16 protein-coding genes and 1 tRNA gene are annotated in these 17,927 nt (G+C 65.3%); 11 read left to right on the top strand and 6 right to left on the bottom strand.

The genetic code is table 11. The annotated features are described in order from the left end of the window. Window positions 1-41 precede the first annotated feature (41 nt). Together lptG and lptF are read right to left on the bottom strand one after the other, a co-directional pair. On the bottom strand, window positions 42-1,154 hold the full coding sequence (gene lptG, locus VFL64_RS11860) for an LPS export ABC transporter permease LptG (RefSeq protein WP_489540584.1): 1,113 nt from the start codon (window positions 1,152-1,154) through the stop codon (window positions 42-44). After that, window positions 1,151-2,257 carry an LPS export ABC transporter permease LptF gene (lptF, locus tag VFL64_RS11855; protein ID WP_489540583.1) on the bottom strand — a complete coding sequence of 369 codons (1,107 nt, stop codon included), beginning with the start codon at window positions 2,255-2,257 and terminating at the stop codon, window positions 1,151-1,153. Before lptF ends, lptG begins: the two co-directional genes overlap by 4 nt. A gap of 26 nt (window positions 2,258-2,283) precedes the next feature. Between lptF and VFL64_RS11850 the strand changes: the two genes are divergently transcribed. From VFL64_RS11850 to VFL64_RS11830, 5 genes are all read left to right on the top strand, one after another. Beyond that, a complete protein-coding gene (locus VFL64_RS11850; RefSeq protein ID WP_489540582.1) occupies window positions 2,284-3,744 on the top strand; it encodes a leucyl aminopeptidase in 1,461 nt (486 codons plus the stop codon). Window positions 3,745-3,764: 20 nt separating this feature from the next. Then, on the top strand, window positions 3,765-4,208 hold the full coding sequence (locus VFL64_RS11845) for a DNA polymerase III subunit chi (RefSeq protein WP_489540581.1): 444 nt from the start codon (window positions 3,765-3,767) through the stop codon (window positions 4,206-4,208). Then, window positions 4,205-4,615, top strand: a complete 411-nt coding sequence (locus VFL64_RS11840) for a hypothetical protein (protein ID WP_489540580.1) — start codon at window positions 4,205-4,207, stop codon at window positions 4,613-4,615. The genes VFL64_RS11845 and VFL64_RS11840 overlap by 4 nt, the downstream gene beginning before the upstream one ends. Window positions 4,616-4,751: 136 nt before the next feature. Further along, window positions 4,752-5,957: a branched-chain amino acid ABC transporter substrate-binding protein gene (locus tag VFL64_RS11835; protein WP_489540579.1), complete on the top strand. Its 1,206-nt coding sequence runs from the start codon at window positions 4,752-4,754 to the stop codon at window positions 5,955-5,957. A gap of 34 nt (window positions 5,958-5,991) precedes the next feature. Beyond that, window positions 5,992-6,801 carry an META domain-containing protein gene (locus VFL64_RS11830; protein WP_489540578.1) on the top strand — a complete coding sequence of 270 codons (810 nt, stop codon included), beginning with the start codon at window positions 5,992-5,994 and terminating at the stop codon, window positions 6,799-6,801. A 35-nt stretch (window positions 6,802-6,836) separates the two neighbouring features. Here VFL64_RS11830 and VFL64_RS11825 read toward each other — a convergent pair. The 3 genes from VFL64_RS11825 to VFL64_RS11815 all read right to left on the bottom strand — a co-directional run bounded on the left by VFL64_RS11825 (window position 6,837) and on the right by VFL64_RS11815 (window position 8,333). Then, window positions 6,837-6,927 (bottom strand) — tRNA-Ser (locus tag VFL64_RS11825). 41 nt (window positions 6,928-6,968) lie between these two features. Next, window positions 6,969-7,880 carry an SPFH domain-containing protein gene (locus VFL64_RS11820; protein ID WP_489540577.1) on the bottom strand — a complete coding sequence of 304 codons (912 nt, stop codon included), beginning with the start codon at window positions 7,878-7,880 and terminating at the stop codon, window positions 6,969-6,971. Window positions 7,881-7,892: 12 nt separating this feature from the next. Then, entirely contained in the window at window positions 7,893-8,333 is a 441-nt protein-coding gene (locus tag VFL64_RS11815) for an NfeD family protein (RefSeq protein ID WP_489540576.1), read from the bottom strand. A 175-nt stretch (window positions 8,334-8,508) separates the two neighbouring features. Between VFL64_RS11815 and VFL64_RS11810 the strand changes: the two genes are divergently transcribed. Beyond that, window positions 8,509-10,770: an Orn/Lys/Arg family decarboxylase gene (locus tag VFL64_RS11810; RefSeq protein WP_489540575.1), complete on the top strand. Its 2,262-nt coding sequence runs from the start codon at window positions 8,509-8,511 to the stop codon at window positions 10,768-10,770. A gap of 16 nt (window positions 10,771-10,786) precedes the next feature. Here VFL64_RS11810 and fabI read toward each other — a convergent pair whose 3' ends face one another. Next, the gene (gene fabI, locus VFL64_RS11805) at window positions 10,787-11,566 is read right to left on the bottom strand and encodes an enoyl-ACP reductase FabI (protein ID WP_489540574.1); all 780 of its coding nucleotides are present in this window, start codon (window positions 11,564-11,566) and stop codon (window positions 10,787-10,789) included. A gap of 318 nt (window positions 11,567-11,884) precedes the next feature. Between fabI and rimP the strand changes: the two genes are divergently transcribed. From rimP to truB, 5 genes are all read left to right on the top strand, one after another. Beyond that, window positions 11,885-12,424, top strand: a complete 540-nt coding sequence (gene rimP, locus VFL64_RS11800) for a ribosome maturation factor RimP (RefSeq protein ID WP_489540573.1) — start codon at window positions 11,885-11,887, stop codon at window positions 12,422-12,424. After that, window positions 12,421-13,899 carry a transcription termination factor NusA gene (gene nusA / locus VFL64_RS11795; RefSeq protein WP_489540572.1) on the top strand — a complete coding sequence of 493 codons (1,479 nt, stop codon included), beginning with the start codon at window positions 12,421-12,423 and terminating at the stop codon, window positions 13,897-13,899. Before rimP ends, nusA begins: the two co-directional genes overlap by 4 nt. A gap of 73 nt (window positions 13,900-13,972) precedes the next feature. After that, window positions 13,973-16,819, top strand: a complete 2,847-nt coding sequence (infB, locus tag VFL64_RS11790) for a translation initiation factor IF-2 (RefSeq protein WP_489540571.1) — start codon at window positions 13,973-13,975, stop codon at window positions 16,817-16,819. Between the two features lie 81 nt (window positions 16,820-16,900). Further along, the gene (gene rbfA, locus VFL64_RS11785) at window positions 16,901-17,266 is read left to right on the top strand and encodes a 30S ribosome-binding factor RbfA (RefSeq protein ID WP_489540570.1); all 366 of its coding nucleotides are present in this window, start codon (window positions 16,901-16,903) and stop codon (window positions 17,264-17,266) included. An 8-nt stretch (window positions 17,267-17,274) separates the two neighbouring features. Next, the coding region (truB, locus tag VFL64_RS11780) for a tRNA pseudouridine(55) synthase TruB (protein WP_489540569.1) at window positions 17,275-17,927 on the top strand (653 nt) is incomplete at its 3' end.

Here is a 17,927-nt window from a genome sequence, read left to right as displayed (position 1 = left end):
GGTGGCGCCCCGTGGGGGCAGGAGCGTAGCGACTGAGGGGCTCATCTGTACCTCACCAGCCAGCTGAAAGCGGCGAACGAGAGCAGCAGGTAGATCAGGCTGGGCGTGGCCGCCACCATCCAGGGCGTCCAGTCCTTCAGCAGGCCCACGTGCGCCGCCACGTTGTTGAGCAGCACGAAGCTGATGCCCAGCATGATGCCGCCGAAGACCTTCAGGCTCACGCCGCCCGCGCGCCCGTGCAGGTAGGCGAAGGGCAAGGCCAGGCCCACCATCACCAGGCAGGCCAGCGGGTAGAGCGCGCGCTTCCAGAACCTGATCTCGTAGCGCTGGGCTGCCTGTTCGTTGTCGGACAGGTGCGAGATGTAGCGGAACAGCTCCAGTGTCGACATCGAGTTCTCGGGCAGCACGGCGGCAGCCACCACGCTCGGCCTGAGTGAACTGGGCCAGGCGTAGGTCGCGAGTTTCTCTTCGGCCACGTTCACGCGTGTGGTGGAGCTGTCAGCGGCGCTCCAGTCGGTGATGGTCACGTCGGTCAAGGTCCACACGTCGTCGGCGCCCACCCGCCCGGTCACGGCCCCGATGCGTCGCAGCAGCCGGCTGTTGCTGTCGAACTCGAACACGCGGATGCCCTGCAGTTCGCCGTCGGCGGCGGCGCGCTCGACATTGATGGAATAGGAGCGCTCGCCCTGCGGCGTGATGCTGCGGTCCTTGAGCCAGGCTCCCGAATCACCCAGGCTGAACCCTCCCTTGAAGCGTGCCTGTAGGTGAGCTGCGGTGCGCTCGCTCAGTGGTGCGATGTAGTCGCCGGTGACGAAGGTGATCACCCCGAAGGCCACGCCCAGGCCGGCCAGCAGACCGAGTGCGCGCCCAGGCGCCAGGCCGCCGGTGCGCAGGATGGTGAACTCGGACGATTGCGCCAGGCGCGAGAGCGCATAGATGGTGCCGATCAGCACGGCGATGGGCGACAACTCGTACAGGTGACCCGGCAGCTCGAGCAGCGAATACAGCGCGGCGTGAACGGCGGTGTAGCCCTTGCCCACGTCGGCCAGCTCGTCGACGAAGTCGATGAAGAAGAAGAGCGACAGGAAGGCCAGCGCCACGAAGGCCACCGACGACACGATGTCGGCATACAGCAACCGCCGTACGGTCTTCATGCAGCCGCCTTTGGTGCACGATGCCAGCGCGGCCGCAACGCCAGGTTGGTACCGTGATCGCGCCACCACAGCACGGCCAGGCCGAGCAGCAGGGCGCTGCCGTGCGTCATCACCAGCGCGACGCCCATGCTCATCTTGGAGTTGGCCACCCAGGCCTGCGAGAGGTTGATCAGGTTGTAGTAGATGACGAAGGCCAGCAGCGCGAACAGCAGGTTCCAGTTGCTCGCCCGCCGCGGCTGGCTCGCAGACAGGCCGATGCCCAGCAGCAGCAAGTTGCAGGCGCCGAGCGTGAGACCGAGCCGCCAGGTGAGCTCTCCCTGGGCCCGAGGTTCGGCACCACGCAGCAACTCGATCGTGCGTTGCGCCTTGGGCGGCAGCTTCTCCACGCTGCTCAGGGCACGCTCGCCGGCCTGCACACGGTAGGTCTCGAAACGCGCCACGGTCTTCTCGTCGGTCTTGAGGTTCTGCTCATTGCGCTGGCCTCGATCGAGCACCAGGAAGCTCGCGTTGGGCGTGTTCTCGATGTGCCCGCTGCGGGCGGAGGTGACCGATTCGGAGTCGCCCTGCTTGGTGAGGATGAACACGTTGCGGCCCTCGCGCCCGTCTTCGCTGGAGCGCTCGATGAAGAACACCCGCTGCCCGTCGCGCGAGGTCTGGAACTGGCCCGGTGCGACGCGCGACAGGTCGGAGCGTTGCTCGAAGCGCTCGCGCATCTCGGTGCTGCGCTTGTTGACCCAGGGCCAGACGAAGAGGGCGAGCAGCGCAATCACCAGCAGCACCGGCCAGCTCACGCGCAGCACCGGACGCACGAAGCGCGACAACCCCACGCCGCTTGCAAACCAGATCGACATTTCGCTGTCCCGGTACATGCGGCCCAGGGTGGCCACCACTGAAATGAAGAGCGAGAGCGTCAGCATCGTGGGGAGGTGGCCGAGCGCGAAGTAGCCGAGCAGCAGCACCACGTCTTGCGGCGAGATGCGGCCAAGCGCAGCCTGGCCCAGCGTGCGGATCAGCATCATCGTCAACACGATGGTCAGGATGACGACCAGCGTGGCGCCGAATGTCCGCGACAGGTCTCGCCTCAGAGAGGAATCGAATAACATCGTTGGATTCTTGAATGGGCCGCATTATGGACTTTCGACACCAGATTTCTTCCCTCGGCACCATCTCCACATTGTCCGCAGACGCGCTGCTTCTCGTGCTGGCCGGCGAAGGGGTCGACGCTTCGCTCGATGCCAAGCTTGCTGCACCTCTCAACGATGCCGTGGCTCATGGCGACCTCGCACTGAAGGCTGGACGCAGCCTCTATCTTCATCGCCCGACTGGCGTAAAGGCGCCGCGTGTGCTGGCCGCAGCCGCGGGCGGGACGGGTGTCAAGGCCTTCAAGGCAGCCGTGGCGCACGGGCTCAACCAGCTCAAGGGCCTGGGTGCCCAGCATGTGGCCGTGGCCCTGGTGGGCAGCGGCGAACTCGATGACCGTTATGCCGAAGCCGCCGCCACTGCGGCTGCGGAAGCGACCTACCAGTACCGCCACACCAAGCCCAGTGCACCGCCGGCTTCCAGCCTCAACAAGCTGACCCTGGTCTGCAACAAGACGCAGGCCAAGTCGGTGCAGGTTGGCCTCACGCGTGGGCAGGCCGTGGCCGCAGGCGTGACACTCGCGCGCGAGTGCGGCAATCGCCCCGGCAACCACTGCACGCCGACCTACCTGGCCGAGCAGGCCAGGAAGCTCGGCAAGACCTACGACCTCAAGGTCGAGGTGCTCGATCGCAAGGAGGTCGAGAAGCTCGGCATGGGCGCATTTCTCGCCGTGGCCCAGGGCTCGCACGAGCCGTTGCGCTTCATCGTGGCGCGCTACAACGGCGCGGCCAAGACGCAGGCACCTGTTGTACTGGTGGGCAAGGGCATCACCTTCGACACTGGTGGCATCTCGCTCAAGCCGGGCGCCGAGATGGACGAGATGAAGTTCGACATGGGCGGCGCTGCCAGCGTGCTGGGCACCCTGCGCGCCGTGGCCGAGCTCAAGCCCAAGCTGAACCTGATCTGCGTGATCCCCACCTGCGAGAACATGCCCGACGGCCGTGCCATCAAGCCGGGCGACGTGGTCACGAGCATGTCGGGCCAGACCATCGAGATCCTCAACACCGATGCCGAAGGCCGCCTGATCCTGTGCGATGCGCTCACCTACGTCGAGCGCTTCAAGCCGGCGGTCGTGGTCGACGTGGCCACGCTCACCGGCGCTTGCGTGGTGGCGCTTGGTCATCACAACTCCGGCCTGTTCTCTCCGGACGATGCGTTGGCCAACGAGCTGCTGGCTGCCAGCCAGACCGCGCTTGACCCGTTGTGGCGTTTGCCACTCGACGACGAATACGCCGAAGGCCTGAAGAGCAACTTCGCCGACGTCGGCAATGTCGGTCCGCGGCCGGGCGGCGCCATCACCGCGGCGATCTTCCTCAAGCGTTTCACGGCCAAGTACCGCTGGGCGCACATCGACATCGCTGGCACGGCCTGGAAGTCGGGCGGCGCCAAGGGCGCCACCGGCCGACCGGTGCCGTTGCTCACGCACTTCGTGCTGTCTCAGGCCGGTTGAGCGGCGTTGCGCGGCCACCCATGACCGAGGTCAGCTTCCACTTCAACGTGCCCGACCGCATGAGCTACGCCTGCCGCCTGCTGCGCAAGGCGGTGCGTCGCGGTGCACGGGTGGTGGTGGCTGCACCAAACCAGATCCTGGGTGCGCTGGACCGCCAGCTCTGGGTTTTCGAGCCGCTTGACTTCGTGCCCCATGTGCATGCCAAGCCCGGGCAGCCGCTCGCGCCACGCCTGCAGGCCACCCCGGTGTGGCTGACCGAGCGGGTGACCGAGGCGCCGCACCACGAGGTGCTGCTCAACATGGGCGATGAGCTGGTAGAAGGCTTCGAGACCTTCGAGCGAGTGATCGAACTCGTCTCCGCCGACGGCCCCGATCGCCAGGCCGGCCGCGCGCGCTGGAAGCACTACAGTGACCGCGGTTACGTGATCGCCCGGCACGACGTGGCGCAGGAACCGGCGGCATGAAACCCAGCTCGCAGCCGCCGCGCAGCGTGCCGGTGCTGACCGAGGTGGTGGTGCTGCCCAAGGCCGCACCCGAAGTGGTGGAAGACTATCCGCCGCTGACCCCGGACCCGGCCTACGCCGCCACCGCACCTGCGCCCTTGGGCGGGTGGCCAGCCGGCCAGAAGGATGCGGTGGTCGTTCCCCCAGCCGCGGTCGATGAAGCCATGCTGACACAGCGCGTGCTGGCCGACCTGGATCGGCAGCTCGACCTGATGTTCGAGCAGCGCCTGCGGGAAACCCTGGCCCCGGTGCTCGCCCGCATGACCGATACCCTGGTGCGCGAGATGCGAAACCAGCTCGCCAGCAGCCTGCGCGAGCTCGTGGCCAAGGCGGTGTCGGCCGAGCTCGACAGGCTCCACAAACGCTGAGCCAGAGCCTGCACCAATTGAGCAACACCTCTTATTGCTTTCTAGACGCGCATTCGGGATCATGGCGGCCTGTCTGAGACAGCAAGCATCGGCACAAGCTTTGCTAATCAGTTTTCCCAACCCTTAAGGAAACGAAATGAAGAGATCGATCTACGCGCTCTCCGCAGTGGCATCCGTCGCTCTGGCGTTGTCGGCATGCGGAAAGAAGGAAGAACCGGCAGCCGCCGCACCGGCCGCCTCTGCGGCTCCCGCCGCCGCCGCCGCTGACTCCACCGTCATCAAGATCGGCCACGTCGCTCCCACCAGTGGCGCCATTGCCCACCTGGGCAAGGACAACGAATACGGTGCCCGCATGGCCATCGACGAGCTCAACGCCAAGGGCGTGACGATCGGTGGCAAGAAGGTCACCTTTGAGCTGGTTGCCGAAGACGATGCCGGTGACCCCAAGCAAGGCACTGCCGCTGCTCAGAAGCTGGTCGACTCCAAGGTCAACGGCGTGATCGGCCACCTGAACTCAGGCACCTCGATTCCCGCTTCCAAGATCTACAGTGATGCGGGCATCCCCCAAATCTCGCCGTCGGCCACCAACCCCAAGTACACCCGCCAGGGCTTCAAGACCACCTTCCGTGTGGTGGCCGATGACGTGCACCTGGGCGGCACGCTGGGCAAGTACTCCATCGCCGAACTCAAGGGCAAGTCGATCGCCGTGATCGACGACCGTACGGCTTACGGCCAGGGCGTCGCCGAAGAGTTCGAGAAGGGCGTCGTTGCCTCCGGCGGCAAGGTCGCTGCCCGTCAGTTCACCACCGACAAGGCCACGGACTTCACCGCCATCCTGACTGCCGTCAAGGCGGCCAAGCCTGACGTCGTGTTCTACGGCGGCATGGACGCGGTGGCTGGCCCGATGATCCGCCAGGCCAAGCAACTCGGCATCAAGGCCAAGTTCATGGGTGGTGACGGCATCTGCACCGGCGAGTTGCCCAAGCTGGCTGGTGGCGCCATGGCCGACGGCCAGGTGGTGTGCGCTGAAGCCGGTGGCGTGGAAGGCGAACAGAAGGCTGGCCTGGAAGAGTTCAAGACCAAGTTCAAGGCCAAGTTCAACACCGACGTGCAGATCTACGCACCGTACGTGTATGACGCCGTGAACGTGATGGTTGCCGCCATGGTCAAGGCCGACTCCGCCGACCCGGCCAAGTACCTGCCGGAGCTGGCCAAGACCGCTGACTTCAAGGGCGTGACTGGCACGATCTCGTTCGACGAGAAGGGTGACGTCAAGAACGGCGCCCTGACGCTCTACACCTACAAGGGTGAGAAGCGCGAGCAGATTGCCGTGGTCCGCTGAGCGAAAGCCAGAAACCCCAGCAAAAGGGCGCCCAATGGGCGCCCTTTCTCATTGCATCGCATCCTGGCTACGATCGACCGACGCGTATCGCGTCAAGTTGAGGCACGAAGGGGCGTTCATGGGGCAGCACAAGCATCTCTGTGGGAACACCGGCCTGCGCAACCTCGTTGGGGTCGGCATCTTGGGTTTGGCTGCGTGTGCGACACCGCGCGATACGGGCTGGCCTCTTGAAGGCACCTATTGGCGACTGAGCAGCCTGCAGGGGAAGGTTGTGACTGGCCCGGCCGGAGGCCGTGAAGCCAACCTCGTGCTGGAGCCGGCATCCCGCCGCGCTGCAGGCTACTCCGGTTGCAACCGCTTTACCGGTTCCTACGAGCTGAGAGGTTCGGCGCTGCGCATCGGACAGGTGGCGGGCACACGGATGGCGTGTCTCGACGGCATGGAGCAGGAACAGGCGTTCCTGAAAGTGCTTGGCAGTGCGTCTTCATGGCGAGTGGACGCGGGCCGTTTGCAACTGATGGATGAGGGGGGCAACGCCCTGGCCGAATTCACCTCGGGCTCCGAGCGTTTTTCCTGCGATGGTGGCAAGCCGGTACTCGTGCACTACGACAACACGAATCCCCAGCAGCCGCAAGCCATGCTCGTGTTCGAAGGCAAGAGCTACCAGATGCGCTCAGCACCAACGGCCTCGGGCGCGCGCTACGTGGTAGAGAAGGGCCGCAGCCCCGACATGTCGCTGGAGTGGGTCAGCAAAGGCGCCGAAGGCCTGCTGATGGAAGCTCCGCTGAGCGACGCCCGCAAGCCCGAGGACCTGAAAACGCTGGCGCGCTGCACGCGTCAATAGACGGTGGGACTCAGCGGCTGATCAAGGGGTGGGGGTGGCGGAGAGAGCGGGATTCGAACCCGCGGGGGGCTATTAACCCCCACACGCTTTCCAGGCGTGCGACTTAAACCGCTCATCCATCTCTCCGGAAGCGTCGGATTCTAGCCGACGCCGCGAAGGTGCTCGACTCAGCCTGGCGCCTTGTTTTTGATCAGGGCCATCGAGGTCGCGATGAGCGAGGAGACCTCGCTCATGTTGGCCGGCACGATCATGGTGTTGTTCTTCTGGGCCAGCTGGGCGAAGGCCTCGACCGCCTTTTCAGCCACTTTCAGCTGCACCGCCTGCTCGCCGCCGGGCGAGCGGATCGCCTCGGCGACCTTGCGGATGGCGTCGGCCGTGGCCTCGGCCACTGCCACGATGGCAGCGGCTTCGCCCTGGGCGTTGTTGATCTCGGCCTGGCGCTGGCCTTCGGAGCGGGCGATGAAGGCTTCGCGTTCACCCGTGGCAATGTTGATCTGCTCCTGCTTGCGTCCTTCGGAGGCGGCGATCAGGGCACGCTTCTCGCGCTCGGCGGTGATCTGCGCCTGCATGGCGCGCAGGATCTCGGCGGGCGGGGTGAGGTCCTTGATCTCGTAGCGCAGCACCTTCACCCCCCAGTTGGCGGCAGCCTCGTCGAGGGCGTTCACAACCGAGGAGTTGATGGCGTCGCGCTCCTCGAAGGTCTTGTCGAGTTCCATCTTGCCGATCACCGAGCGCAACAACGTTTGCGCGAGCTGGGTGATGGCCATGATGTAGTTGCTCGAGCCGTAGCTCGCGCGCATGGGGTCGGTCACCTGGAAGTAGATGATCCCGTCCACCTGCAGTTGCGTGTTGTCGCGTGTGATGCAGACCTGGCTGGGCACGTCGAGGGGCACTTCCTTCAGCGAGTGCTTGTAGGCCACGCGCTCGATGAAGGGAACGACGAACTTGAGGCCGGGCGTCAGGGTTCGGTCGTATCGTCCCAGGCGTTCGACCACCCAGGCGTTCTGCTGCGGCACGATCTTGAAGGTCTGGAAGATGAAGATGGCGGCAATGACTGCCAGAACGAGTGCGACTTGCATGGAAGGGTGCCTTCAGTGAGAGGAAAGAGGGGCCAGGATCAGCCAGTTGCCTTCGACGGCCTTGACCACGTGCTCGCCGGCCTGCGCGGGTGACTCGGGTTGCAGCCGCGCCGTCCAGGTCGAGCCGCGGTACATCACGCGCGCGGTGCGATCGCTCTCCCAGGCGAGGACGTGCACGCGCTCGCCGATGTCGAGGTTGACGTCACGGTTCTCGGCCGCGGGCGCCGAGCGCGGGTTGTGGGCGCGGCGCCAGTGCCAGATGGCGGTCGCACCGCCACCGACCAGCGCAGCCGTGGTGATCTGCAAGGCGGACGACAAGCCCAGGTGGGCAGCCAGTGCCGCCGCAGCCATTCCCAGGGCCAGCATCAAGAGATAGAAGGTGCCGGTGGCCAGCTCGGCTGCCACGGCCAACCCGGCCAGCACCCACCAGAATGTCGACTGCGAGAGGTCCATCCCGTCTCCTCGTGTTTGCGCGGTGCGGGCAGTGTATGTCCGTCACGGATCGGCTCTACACTTCGCGCTCTTTCCGTTCTAGCGGGTCATTTCGGCCCCAGGTCTCGGCATGCCGAGCCCGCCCCCGAGGGGTCAAGAAACTCGGGAGCGGCCCTTCGTTTCTTGAGAGGTTGCCATGCTTCGCTTCAGTTTTCCGATCGTGATCATCGACGAGGACTACAGGTCCGAGAACACATCGGGGCTGGGCATCCGGGCGCTCGCGCAGGCCATCGAGAAGGAAGGTTTCGAGGTGCTGGGCGCCACCAGCTACGGTGACCTGGCGCAGTTCGCCCAGCAGCAAAGCCGCGCGAGCGCGTTCATCCTGTCCATCGACGACGAAGAGTTTGCCGGCGGCCCCGAGCTCGACCCCGCCGTGCTGAACTTGCGCAAGTTCATCCAGGAGATCCGCTTCAAGAACGCCGAGATCCCGATCTACCTCTACGGTGAGACGCGCACCTCGCAGCACCTGCCCAACGATGTGCTGCGCGAGTTGCACGGCTTCATTCACATGTTCGAGGACACGCCCGAGTTCGTGGCGCGCCACATCATCCGCGAGGCCAAGGCCTACCTCGATTCACTGGCGCCGCCGTTCTTCCGTGCGTTGGTCGATTACGCGCAGGACGGCTCCTACTCCTGGCACTGCCCCGGCCATTCGGGCGGCGTGGCCTTCCTCAAGAGCCCGGTGGGTCGCATGTTCCACCAGTTCTTCGGCGAGAACATGTTGCGCGCAGACGTGTGCAATGCCGTCGACGAGCTCGGCCAACTGCTCGACCACACCGGCCCGGTGGCCGCGTCTGAGCGCAATGCGGCGCGCATCTTCAATGCCGACCACTGCTTCTTCGTCACCAACGGCACCAGCACCAGCAACAAGATGGTCTGGCACCACGCGGTGGCGCCGGGCGACGTGGTGGTGGTGGATCGCAACTGCCACAAGTCGATCCTGCACTCGATCATCATGACCGGCGCGGTGCCGGTTTTCCTGCGGCCCACGCGCAACCACTACGGCATCATCGGCCCCATTCCCGAGAGCGAGTTCTCGCCCGAGGCCATCAGGAAGAAGATCGCCGCCAACCCGCTCCTCGCCGGTGTCGACGCGAAGACGGTCAAGCCCCGCATCCTGACGCTCACCCAGAGCACCTATGACGGTGTGCTCTACAACACCGAGACCATCAAGCACTCGCTCGACGGCTACATCGACACGCTGCACTTCGACGAGGCCTGGCTGCCGCACGCGGCCTTCCACCCGTTCTACAGCTACTACCACTCGATGGGCCGCTATCGCACGCGCCCCAAAGATCAGCTGGTCTTTGCCACGCAGTCCACCCACAAGTTGCTGGCCGGTATCAGCCAGGCCTCGCAGGTGCTGGTGCAGGACTCGCAGACCCGCAAGCTCGACCGCCACCTCTTCAACGAGGCTTACCTCATGCACAGTTCCACCAGCCCGCAGTACGCGATCATCGCGAGCTGCGACGTGGCGGCCGCCATGATGGAAGCGCCAGGCGGCCAGGCACTGGTGGAAGAGAGCATTGTCGAAGCGCTCGACTTCCGCCGCGCCATGCGCAAGGTCGACAAGGAGTACGGCAAGGACTGGTGGTTCAAGGTCTGGGGCCCGGAGAAGCTAGCCGCCGATGGCATCGGCAAGGCCGAGGACTGGGTGCTCAAGGCGGGCGACAAATGGCACGGCTTCGGCGACCTGGCCGAAGGTTTCAACCTGCTCGACCCCATCAAGAGCACCATCATCACCCCGGGGCTGGACGTGTCGGGCAAGTTCGCCAAGACCGGTATTCCGGCCAGCATCGTCACCAAGTTCCTGGCCGAGCACGGCGTGGTGGTCGAGAAAACCGGGCTGTACTCGTTCTTCATCATGTTCACCATCGGCATCACCAAGGGCCGATGGAACACGCTGCTGACCGCCTTGCAGCAGTTCAAGGACGACTACGACAAGAACGCGCCGCTGTGGCGCGTGCTGCCCGAGTTCGTGGCCCAGCATCCGCGCTATGAACGCATGGGTTTGCGCGACCTGAGCCAGGCCATCCACGAGGCCTATGCCAAGGGCGACATCGCCCGCCTGACGACCGAGATGTACCTGTCGGACCTGCAGCCCGCCATGAAGCCGAGCGACGCCTTTGCGCGCATCGCCCATCGCCAGACCGAGCGGGTAGGCATCGATGACCTGGAAGGCCGCATCACCGCCTCGCTGGTGACGCCTTACCCGCCGGGCATCCCGCTGCTGATCCCGGGCGAGCGCTTCAACAAGAAGATCGTCGACTACCTGCGCTTCACGCGCTCATTCAATGCCCAGTTCCCGGGCTTTGACACCGACGTGCATGGTTTGGTCGAGGAAGACGGTGACGCAGAGACGCACAGCTACTACGTCGACTGCGTCAAGGACGACTGAACCGGCCGTTGGCCGCTCAGCCGGCGGCGCCCATCACCTGGCTGAAGCCGCCGTCGACGTAGGTGATCTCGGCGCTGATGCCGGCGGCCAAATCGGACAACAGGAAGGCCGCGGCGTTGCCCACATCGTCGATGGTGACGTTGCGGCGGATCGGTGCGGCGGCGGCGAACTCGGCCTGCAGCTTGCCGAAGTCCTTGATGCCCGAGGCGGCCAGCGTCTTGATCGGACCGGCCGAGATGCCGTTCACGCGCACGCCCTTGGCGCCCAGGCTCTGGGCCAGGTAACGTACGCTGGCTTCCAGCGAGGCCTTGGCCAGACCCATGGTGTTGTAGTTGGGCACGTAGCGCACGGCGCCCAGGTAGGTCAGGGTGAGAAGGGCGGCGCCAGGGCGCAGCAGGGGCAGGGCCGCTTTGGCCATGGCGGGGAAGCTATAGGCCGAGATGTCGTGTGCGATGCGGAAGTTTTCGCGCGTCATGCCGTCCAAAAAGTCGCCGGCAATCGCCTCGCGCGGGGCGAAGCCGATGGAATGGACAAAGCCGTCGAACTGCGGCCACGCTTCACCCAGCTGTTGGAAGGTGGCGGCAATCTGCTCGTCGTTGCCCACGTCGCAGTCGAACACCAGTTTGGAGCCGAACTCGGCGGCGAATTCGGTGATGCGCTCGCGGAAACGCTCTCCCACATAGCTGAACGCCAGTTCGGCGCCTTCGCGGTGGCAAGCCCGGGCAATGCCGTAGGCGATCGAGCGGTTGTTCAGAACGCCGGTGATCAGAAAACGTTTGCCGGCCAGGAATCCCATGCTGTCTCCGCGCTGTAGTGAAAAGGTAGTCCGCGATTCTGGCACGCGACCTCCGCCACGCCCAGCACAGGCGGCCTTCCGGGCCTTGTCCCCGGGCGTCTTGACAAACTCAGGGCTTGCCGGTACTTCTCACTGACGCTACAATGCGTTTTTCGCAAGAAAACTGCATGGGCGGATTCTTCCAGCCCTTTTTTTTTGCTTGATCGACTTTGCAGAGATGCCTAGACCGGAGCGTTCCGGTTGAGGGAGTCAGCAGGCCTGAGCAAGCTGATCAGGACCGGCGGCGAAAGCCAAGAGCAGAGTAGGCGACAGCAAAGAGTGAACTGGCAAACCGTTGTTGAAAACACCGTGACCGGCCTCGGTTACGACCTGGTGGACTGCGAGCGCAGCGCCAAGGGGCTGCTGCGCGTGTACATCGACCGCGTGGCCAACGACCCTGCCGGCGAGTACATCGTGGTCGAAGATTGCGAGAAGGTGACGCGCCAACTCCAGCACGTGCTCGAGGTCGAAGGTTGTGCCTACGAGCGGCTGGAAGTCTCTTCGCCCGGCCTGGATCGTCCGCTCAAGAAGGTGGCCGACTACCAACGCTTCGCCGGGCAGGAGATCGAACTGAGTTTGAAGCTGGCTTTCCAGGGGCGCAAGCACTACCGCGGCGTTCTGGAGGCCCTGCCCGAAGGCTGGCGGCTCGTCTTCAACGACGGCAAGGCCGACCAGGCGTTGGATTTTTCGCTAGAAGAAGTAAAGGAGGCCCGCTTGGTGCCCGTGGTGGACTTTAAAGGCCGGCGCTTCCAGCCGGCCGAGCAACCCCTAGGCGACCAGGCGATGGCTGGTGAAGTTGACGGAGATCGCAAGCAATGAATCGTGAACTGCTGATGCTGGTGGACGCCATCTCGCGCGAAAAGAGCGTGGATCGCGAAGTCGTGTTCAACGCCGTCGAGGCAGCTCTGGCCTCGGCCAGCAAGAAGCTGCACGGCGGTGAGGTCGACATCCGCGTCACCATCGACCGCGAAAGCGGCGAATACGAAACCTTCCGCCGCTGGCACGTGGTGCCCAACGAGGCCGGCCTGCAGCTGCCCGATTCCGAGATCCTGCTGTTCGAGGCGCAGGAGCAGATCGCCGACATCGAGGTCGACGACTACATCGAAGAGCCCGTCGAGTCGGTCACCATCGGACGCATCGGCGCCCAGGCGGCCAAGCAGGTCATCCTTCAAAAGATCCGCGACGCCGAGCGCGAACAGCTGTTGACCGACTTCCTGTCGCGCGGCGACAAGATCTTTGTCGGCACCGTGAAGCGCCTGGACAAGGGCGACGTGATCGTCGAATCCGGCCGCGTCGAAGGCCGGCTGAAGCGCAGCGAGATGATCCCCAAGGAGAACCTGCGCTCCGGCGACCGCGTGCGTGCCTTCATCGCCGAAGTCGACCCCACGCTGCGTGGCCCGCAGATCGTGCTGTCGCGCAGCGCACCTGGTTTCATGATCGAACTGTTTGCCCAGGAAGTGCCCGAGATCGAGCAAGGCCTGCTGGAGATCAAGTCGTGCGCCCGCGATCCGGGCTCGCGCGCCAAGATCGCCGTGATCTCGCACGACAAACGCGTCGATCCCATCGGCACCTGCGTTGGCGTGCGTGGCTCGCGTGTCAATGCCGTGACCAACGAACTCGCGGGCGAACGTGTCGACATCGTGCTGTGGTCCGAAGACCCGGCCCAGTTCGTGATCGGTGCGCTGGCCCCGGCCAACGTGCAGTCGATCGTGGTCGACGAAGAGCGCCACGCGATGGACGTGGTGGTCGACGAGGAGAACCTCGCCATCGCCATTGGCCGCGGCGGTCAGAACGTGCGCCTGGCCTCCGAGATGACCGGCTGGCGCATCAACATCATGACGGCCGAGGAATCGCAGGCCAAGCAGAGCGAAGAATCCGACAGCGTGCGTAAGCTGTTCGTCGAGAAGCTCGACGTCGACGCCGAAGTGGCCGACATCCTGATCGCCGAAGGCTTCAGCAGCCTGGAAGAAGTGGCCTACGTGCCCATGCAGGAGATGCTGGAGATCGAAGGCTTCGACGAAGACACCGTCAACGAGCTGCGCACCCGTGCCAAGGATGCGCTGCTGACGATGGAAATCGTGCGCGAAGAGAAGGTCGACGACGTCTCGCAAAACCTGCGCGACCTCGAAGGACTGACGCCCGCGCTGATCGCCAAGCTGACCGACGGTGGCGTGCACACGCGCGACGACCTGGCCGATCTGGCAGTCGACGAGCTGACCGACCTCACCGGCCTGGGCGAAGACGAGGCCAAGGCGCTGATCATGAAGGCGCGTGAACACTGGTTCACCACCTGAGCCCCGCCACGAAGCGCACCGAACACCCGTACCGCAGCAGTACCGCAAGCTACACAAGCAAGGAATATCCACAATGGCTGTGACCACCGTCGCCCAGTTAGCCGCCGAGCTCAACCGCTCAGCTGCGGCACTGCTCGAACAGCTCCAGTCGGCCGGCGTCGCCAAGAAGTCGACCGACGACGCGCTGACCGAGTCCGACAAGGAGCGGCTGCTCGACTTCCTGCGCACCGCGCACGGCACGGCTGCCGGCACGGAGCGCAAGAAGATCACGCTGACCCGCAAGTCGACCAGCGAGATCAAGCAAGCTGACTCCAGCGGCAAGGCGCGAACCATTCAGGTCGAAGTGCGCAAGAAGCGCACCTTCGTCAAGCGCGACGAGACGGCGCCGGAAGAACCTGCGGAACCGGTGATCGACGAAGCCGAGCTGCAACGCCGCCAGGCTGAAGCGCAAGCCCAGGCCGAACTGCTGCGCCGCCAGGAAGAAGAGCTGGCCGAGAAGCGCCGCCTGCGTGAAGAGCAGGAACAGCGCGAGCGCGAAGCCGCTGAAGCGCGCCAGCGCGAGGCAGCTGAAGCCGCCGCCAAGGCCGCGGCCGAAGCAGCCGCGGCCGCTGCTGCTGCGCCGAAGGCCACCAAGGCGGCGGCTCCCGCCCCGGCACCGGCAGCCGCTGCACCCGCCGCCGCGCCGGCCGAGGCTCCCAAGCCCGCTCTGCGCGTGATCAAGGCTGCCGACGTCGTGGACGAGGAAAAGCAGCGCGCGGCCGATCTGGCCAAGCGCCGCAAGGCCGCCGAAGACGAAGCCCAGGCCATCCGCGCGATGATGAACGCGCCCAAGAAGGTGCTGCAGGCCAAGAAGGAAGAGCCCGCCAAGCCTGCGGCCGATGCCGCCAAGGAGGGCATCAAGGGCACCATCCACAAGCCGGCCGCCGCTCCGGGCGCGCCTGCCGCGCCGGGCGCCGCCAAGCCAGGCGACAAGAAGTCGATCAAGTCCGAGAAGCTGTCGTCGAGCTGGGCCGATGACGCCGCCAAGAAGCGCGCGGTCAAGGGCCGCACCGATGCACCGGCCGGCGCGAGCGCCCGCCCGGGCTGGCGTGCCCCGCGCGGTGGCCGTCGCGGCGACCGCAACGACTCTTCCACGTCCACCTTTGTGGCTCCGGTCGAGCAGCAGGTGCAGGAAGTGCACGTGCCCGAAACCATCAGCGTGGCCGATCTGGCGCACAAGATGTCGGTCAAGGCCTCCGAGGTCATCAAGCAGTTGATGAAGCTGGGCCAGATGGTCACGATCAACCAGCAGCTCGACCAAGAGACGGCCATGATCCTGGTCGAGGAAATGGGGCACAAGGCGTTCGCTGCCAAGCTGGACGACCCGGAAGCCTTCCTCGAAGACGAGGCCGTCGAGACCAAGCACGAAGAGTTGCCGCGTGCCCCTGTGGTCACCGTCATGGGCCACGTCGACCATGGCAAGACCTCGCTGCTCGACTACATCCGCCGTGCCCGCGTGGCGGCCGGTGAAGCGGGCGGCATCACGCAGCACATCGGTGCATACCACGTCGACACGCCGCGCGGCATGATCACCTTCCTCGACACCCCGGGCCACGCGGCGTTCACCGCCATGCGGGCACGCGGTGCCAAGGCGACCGACATCGTCATCTTGGTGGTAGCGGCCGACGACGGCGTCATGCCGCAGACCAAGGAAGCCATCCACCATGCCAAGGCGGCGGGCGTGCCCATCGTCGTGGCCATGAACAAGATCGACAAGCCCGAAGCCAACCCGGAGCGCGTGAAGAGCGAACTGGTGGCTGAAGAGGTGGTGCCCGAAGAGTTCGGCGGCGACTCGCCTTTCGTGCCCGTGTCGGCCAAGACCGGCCAGGGCATCGACAACCTGCTGGAGCAAGTGCTGCTGCAGGCCGAGGTGCTGGAACTCAAGGCGGCCAAGGAATCGCCGGCCAAGGGCCTGGTCATCGAAGCGCAGCTCGACAAGGGCCGTGGCCCCGTGGCCACCGTGCTGGTTCAGTCGGGCACGCTCAAGCGTGGCGACGTGGTGCTGGCGGGTTCGACCTACGGCCGCGTGCGCGCCATGCTCGACGAGAACGGAAAGAACGCCACCGAAGCGGGGCCGTCGCTGCCGGTCGAGATCCAGGGCCTGACCGATGTGCCGCAAGCCGGTGACGAGTTCATGGTGCTGAGCGACGAGCGCCGCGCCCGCGAGATCGCCACCTTCCGCCAGGGCAAGTACCGCGACGTGAAGCTGGCCAAGCAGCAGGCCGCCAAGCTCGAGAACATGTTCGACAACATGGGCGAAGGCCAGGCGCAGACGCTCGCCTTGATCATCAAGGCCGACGTGCAGGGCTCGCAAGAAGCGCTGGTGCAGTCGCTGCAGAAGCTCAGCACCGACGAGGTCAAGGTGCAGGTCGTGCACGCCGCCGTGGGTGGCATCAGCGAGTCCGACATCAACCTCGCCATCGCCTCCAAGGCCGTCATCATCGGTTTCAACACGCGGGCCGATGCCGGTGCGCGCAAGCTGGCCGAGAACAACGGCGTCGACATCCGCTACTACAACATCATCTACGACGCCGTGGACGAGGTGAAGGCGGCGATGACTGGCATGCTGGCCCCCGAGCAGCGCGAAGAGGTCATCGGCACGGCGGAGATCCGCACCGTGTTCGTCGCTTCCAAGATCGGCACGGTGGCTGGCTCCATGGTCACCGCCGGCGTCGTGCGCCGCAATGCACGCTTCCGCCTGCTGCGCGAGAACGTGGTGGTCTACACCGGCGAAGTGGAATCGGTGCGCCGCCTGAAGGACGATGTGCGCGAGGTCGCTGCCGGCTTCGAGTGCGGTATCAAGCTGAAGAACTACAACGACATCAAGGAAGGTGATCAGTTGGAGTTCTTCGAACTGAAAGAGGTCGCACGAACGCTGTAAGGCGGATTTGCCCTCGGTCGCAAACCCCGCCCTCCAAAAGACGGCGGGGTTTGTGCTTCAGGGCTCGAGAGAGAACACCCCATGCGCCACAAACGATCCATCCCCAATCGCGGCTTCCGTGTCGCCGACCAGATCCAGCGCGATCTGGCTGAGCTGATCCGCGAGCTGAAGGACCCGCGCATCGGCATGATCACGCTGCAGGCGGTGGAGGTCACGCCCGACTACGCGCACGCCAAGGTGTTCTTCTCGGTGCTGGTGGGCGACGTGCAGGAGACGGAAACCGCGCTCAACGAGGCCGCCGGCTTCCTGCGAAACGGCCTCTTCAAGCGCCTGCAGATCCACACCGTGCCGACGTTGCACTTCGAGTTTGACCGTACCACCGAGCGTGCGGCCGAGTTGAGCGCGTTGATCCAGCAGGCCAACGCCACCCGCGCCAAGGACGACTGATCGTGAGCATGGCTCGCCCCCGCCTGCCAAAGCGCGCCGTCCACGGCGTGTTGTTGCTCGACAAGCCGCTGGGCCTGTCGAGCAACGACGCGTTGCAGAAGGCCAAGCGCCTGTACCGCGCCGAGAAGGCCGGACACACCGGCACGCTGGACCCGCTGGCCACCGGTTTGCTGCCGCTTTGCTTTGGTGCGGCGACCAAGTTCTCGCAGGTCAGCCTGGAAGCCGACAAGACCTACCGCGCCACCTTGAAGCTGGGTGTCACCACCCGCACGGCCGATGCCGAAGGCGAGGTGCTGCAAACGCGCGAGGTGCAGGTCACCCGCGAGCAGATCGAAGCCGCCTGCGAGCGATTCACCGGTGAGATCGCCCAGGTGCCGCCCATGCATTCCGCGCTCAAGCGCGACGGCAAGGCGCTTTACGAATACGCCCGCGCCGGCATCGAGGTCGAGCGCGAGGCGCGCCAGGTCACGATTCACGCCATTGCCATCATCGGCTGGCAGCATGACGAGCTGACCCTCGACGTGCGCTGCAGCAAGGGCACCTACATCCGCACGCTCGCCGAAGACATCGGCGAGGCACTGGGCTGTGGTGCACATCTCAGTGCACTGCGTCGTACGGCCAGCGGGCCGCTGACCCTCGATGCAGCCTGCACCCTGGAACA

It is taken from the genome of Rhizobacter sp. (assembly GCF_035702065.1).
Classification (GTDB): Bacteria; Pseudomonadota; Gammaproteobacteria; order Burkholderiales; family Burkholderiaceae_C; genus Rhizobacter.
Note: the sequence above shows the minus strand (reverse complement) of the source record. Positions and strands in the feature narration are given on the sequence as shown.

Excerpts from the sequence above, each read along its gene's own strand:
- VFL64_RS11845 (WP_489540581.1), top strand. The coding sequence starts at position 3,765 with ATGACCGAGGTCAGCTTCCACTTCAACGTGCCCGACCGCATGAGCTAC.
- VFL64_RS11810 (WP_489540575.1), top strand. The coding sequence starts at position 8,509 with ATGCTTCGCTTCAGTTTTCCGATCGTGATCATCGACGAGGACTACAGG.
- infB (WP_489540571.1), top strand. The coding sequence starts at position 13,973 with ATGGCTGTGACCACCGTCGCCCAGTTAGCCGCCGAGCTCAACCGCTCA.
- lptG (WP_489540584.1), bottom strand. The coding sequence starts at position 1,154 with ATGAAGACCGTACGGCGGTTGCTGTATGCCGACATCGTGTCGTCGGTG.
- VFL64_RS11840 (WP_489540580.1), top strand. The coding sequence starts at position 4,205 with ATGAAACCCAGCTCGCAGCCGCCGCGCAGCGTGCCGGTGCTGACCGAG.
- VFL64_RS11850 (WP_489540582.1), top strand. The coding sequence starts at position 2,284 with ATGGACTTTCGACACCAGATTTCTTCCCTCGGCACCATCTCCACATTG.
- fabI (WP_489540574.1), bottom strand. The coding sequence starts at position 11,566 with ATGGGATTCCTGGCCGGCAAACGTTTTCTGATCACCGGCGTTCTGAAC.
- VFL64_RS11830 (WP_489540578.1), top strand. The coding sequence starts at position 5,992 with ATGGGCGCCCTTTCTCATTGCATCGCATCCTGGCTACGATCGACCGAC.
- VFL64_RS11835 (WP_489540579.1), top strand. The coding sequence starts at position 4,752 with ATGAAGAGATCGATCTACGCGCTCTCCGCAGTGGCATCCGTCGCTCTG.
- nusA (WP_489540572.1), top strand. The coding sequence starts at position 12,421 with ATGAATCGTGAACTGCTGATGCTGGTGGACGCCATCTCGCGCGAAAAG.
- VFL64_RS11820 (WP_489540577.1), bottom strand. The coding sequence starts at position 7,880 with ATGCAAGTCGCACTCGTTCTGGCAGTCATTGCCGCCATCTTCATCTTC.
- VFL64_RS11815 (WP_489540576.1), bottom strand. The coding sequence starts at position 8,333 with ATGGACCTCTCGCAGTCGACATTCTGGTGGGTGCTGGCCGGGTTGGCC.
- rbfA (WP_489540570.1), top strand. The coding sequence starts at position 16,901 with ATGCGCCACAAACGATCCATCCCCAATCGCGGCTTCCGTGTCGCCGAC.
- lptF (WP_489540583.1), bottom strand. The coding sequence starts at position 2,257 with ATGTTATTCGATTCCTCTCTGAGGCGAGACCTGTCGCGGACATTCGGC.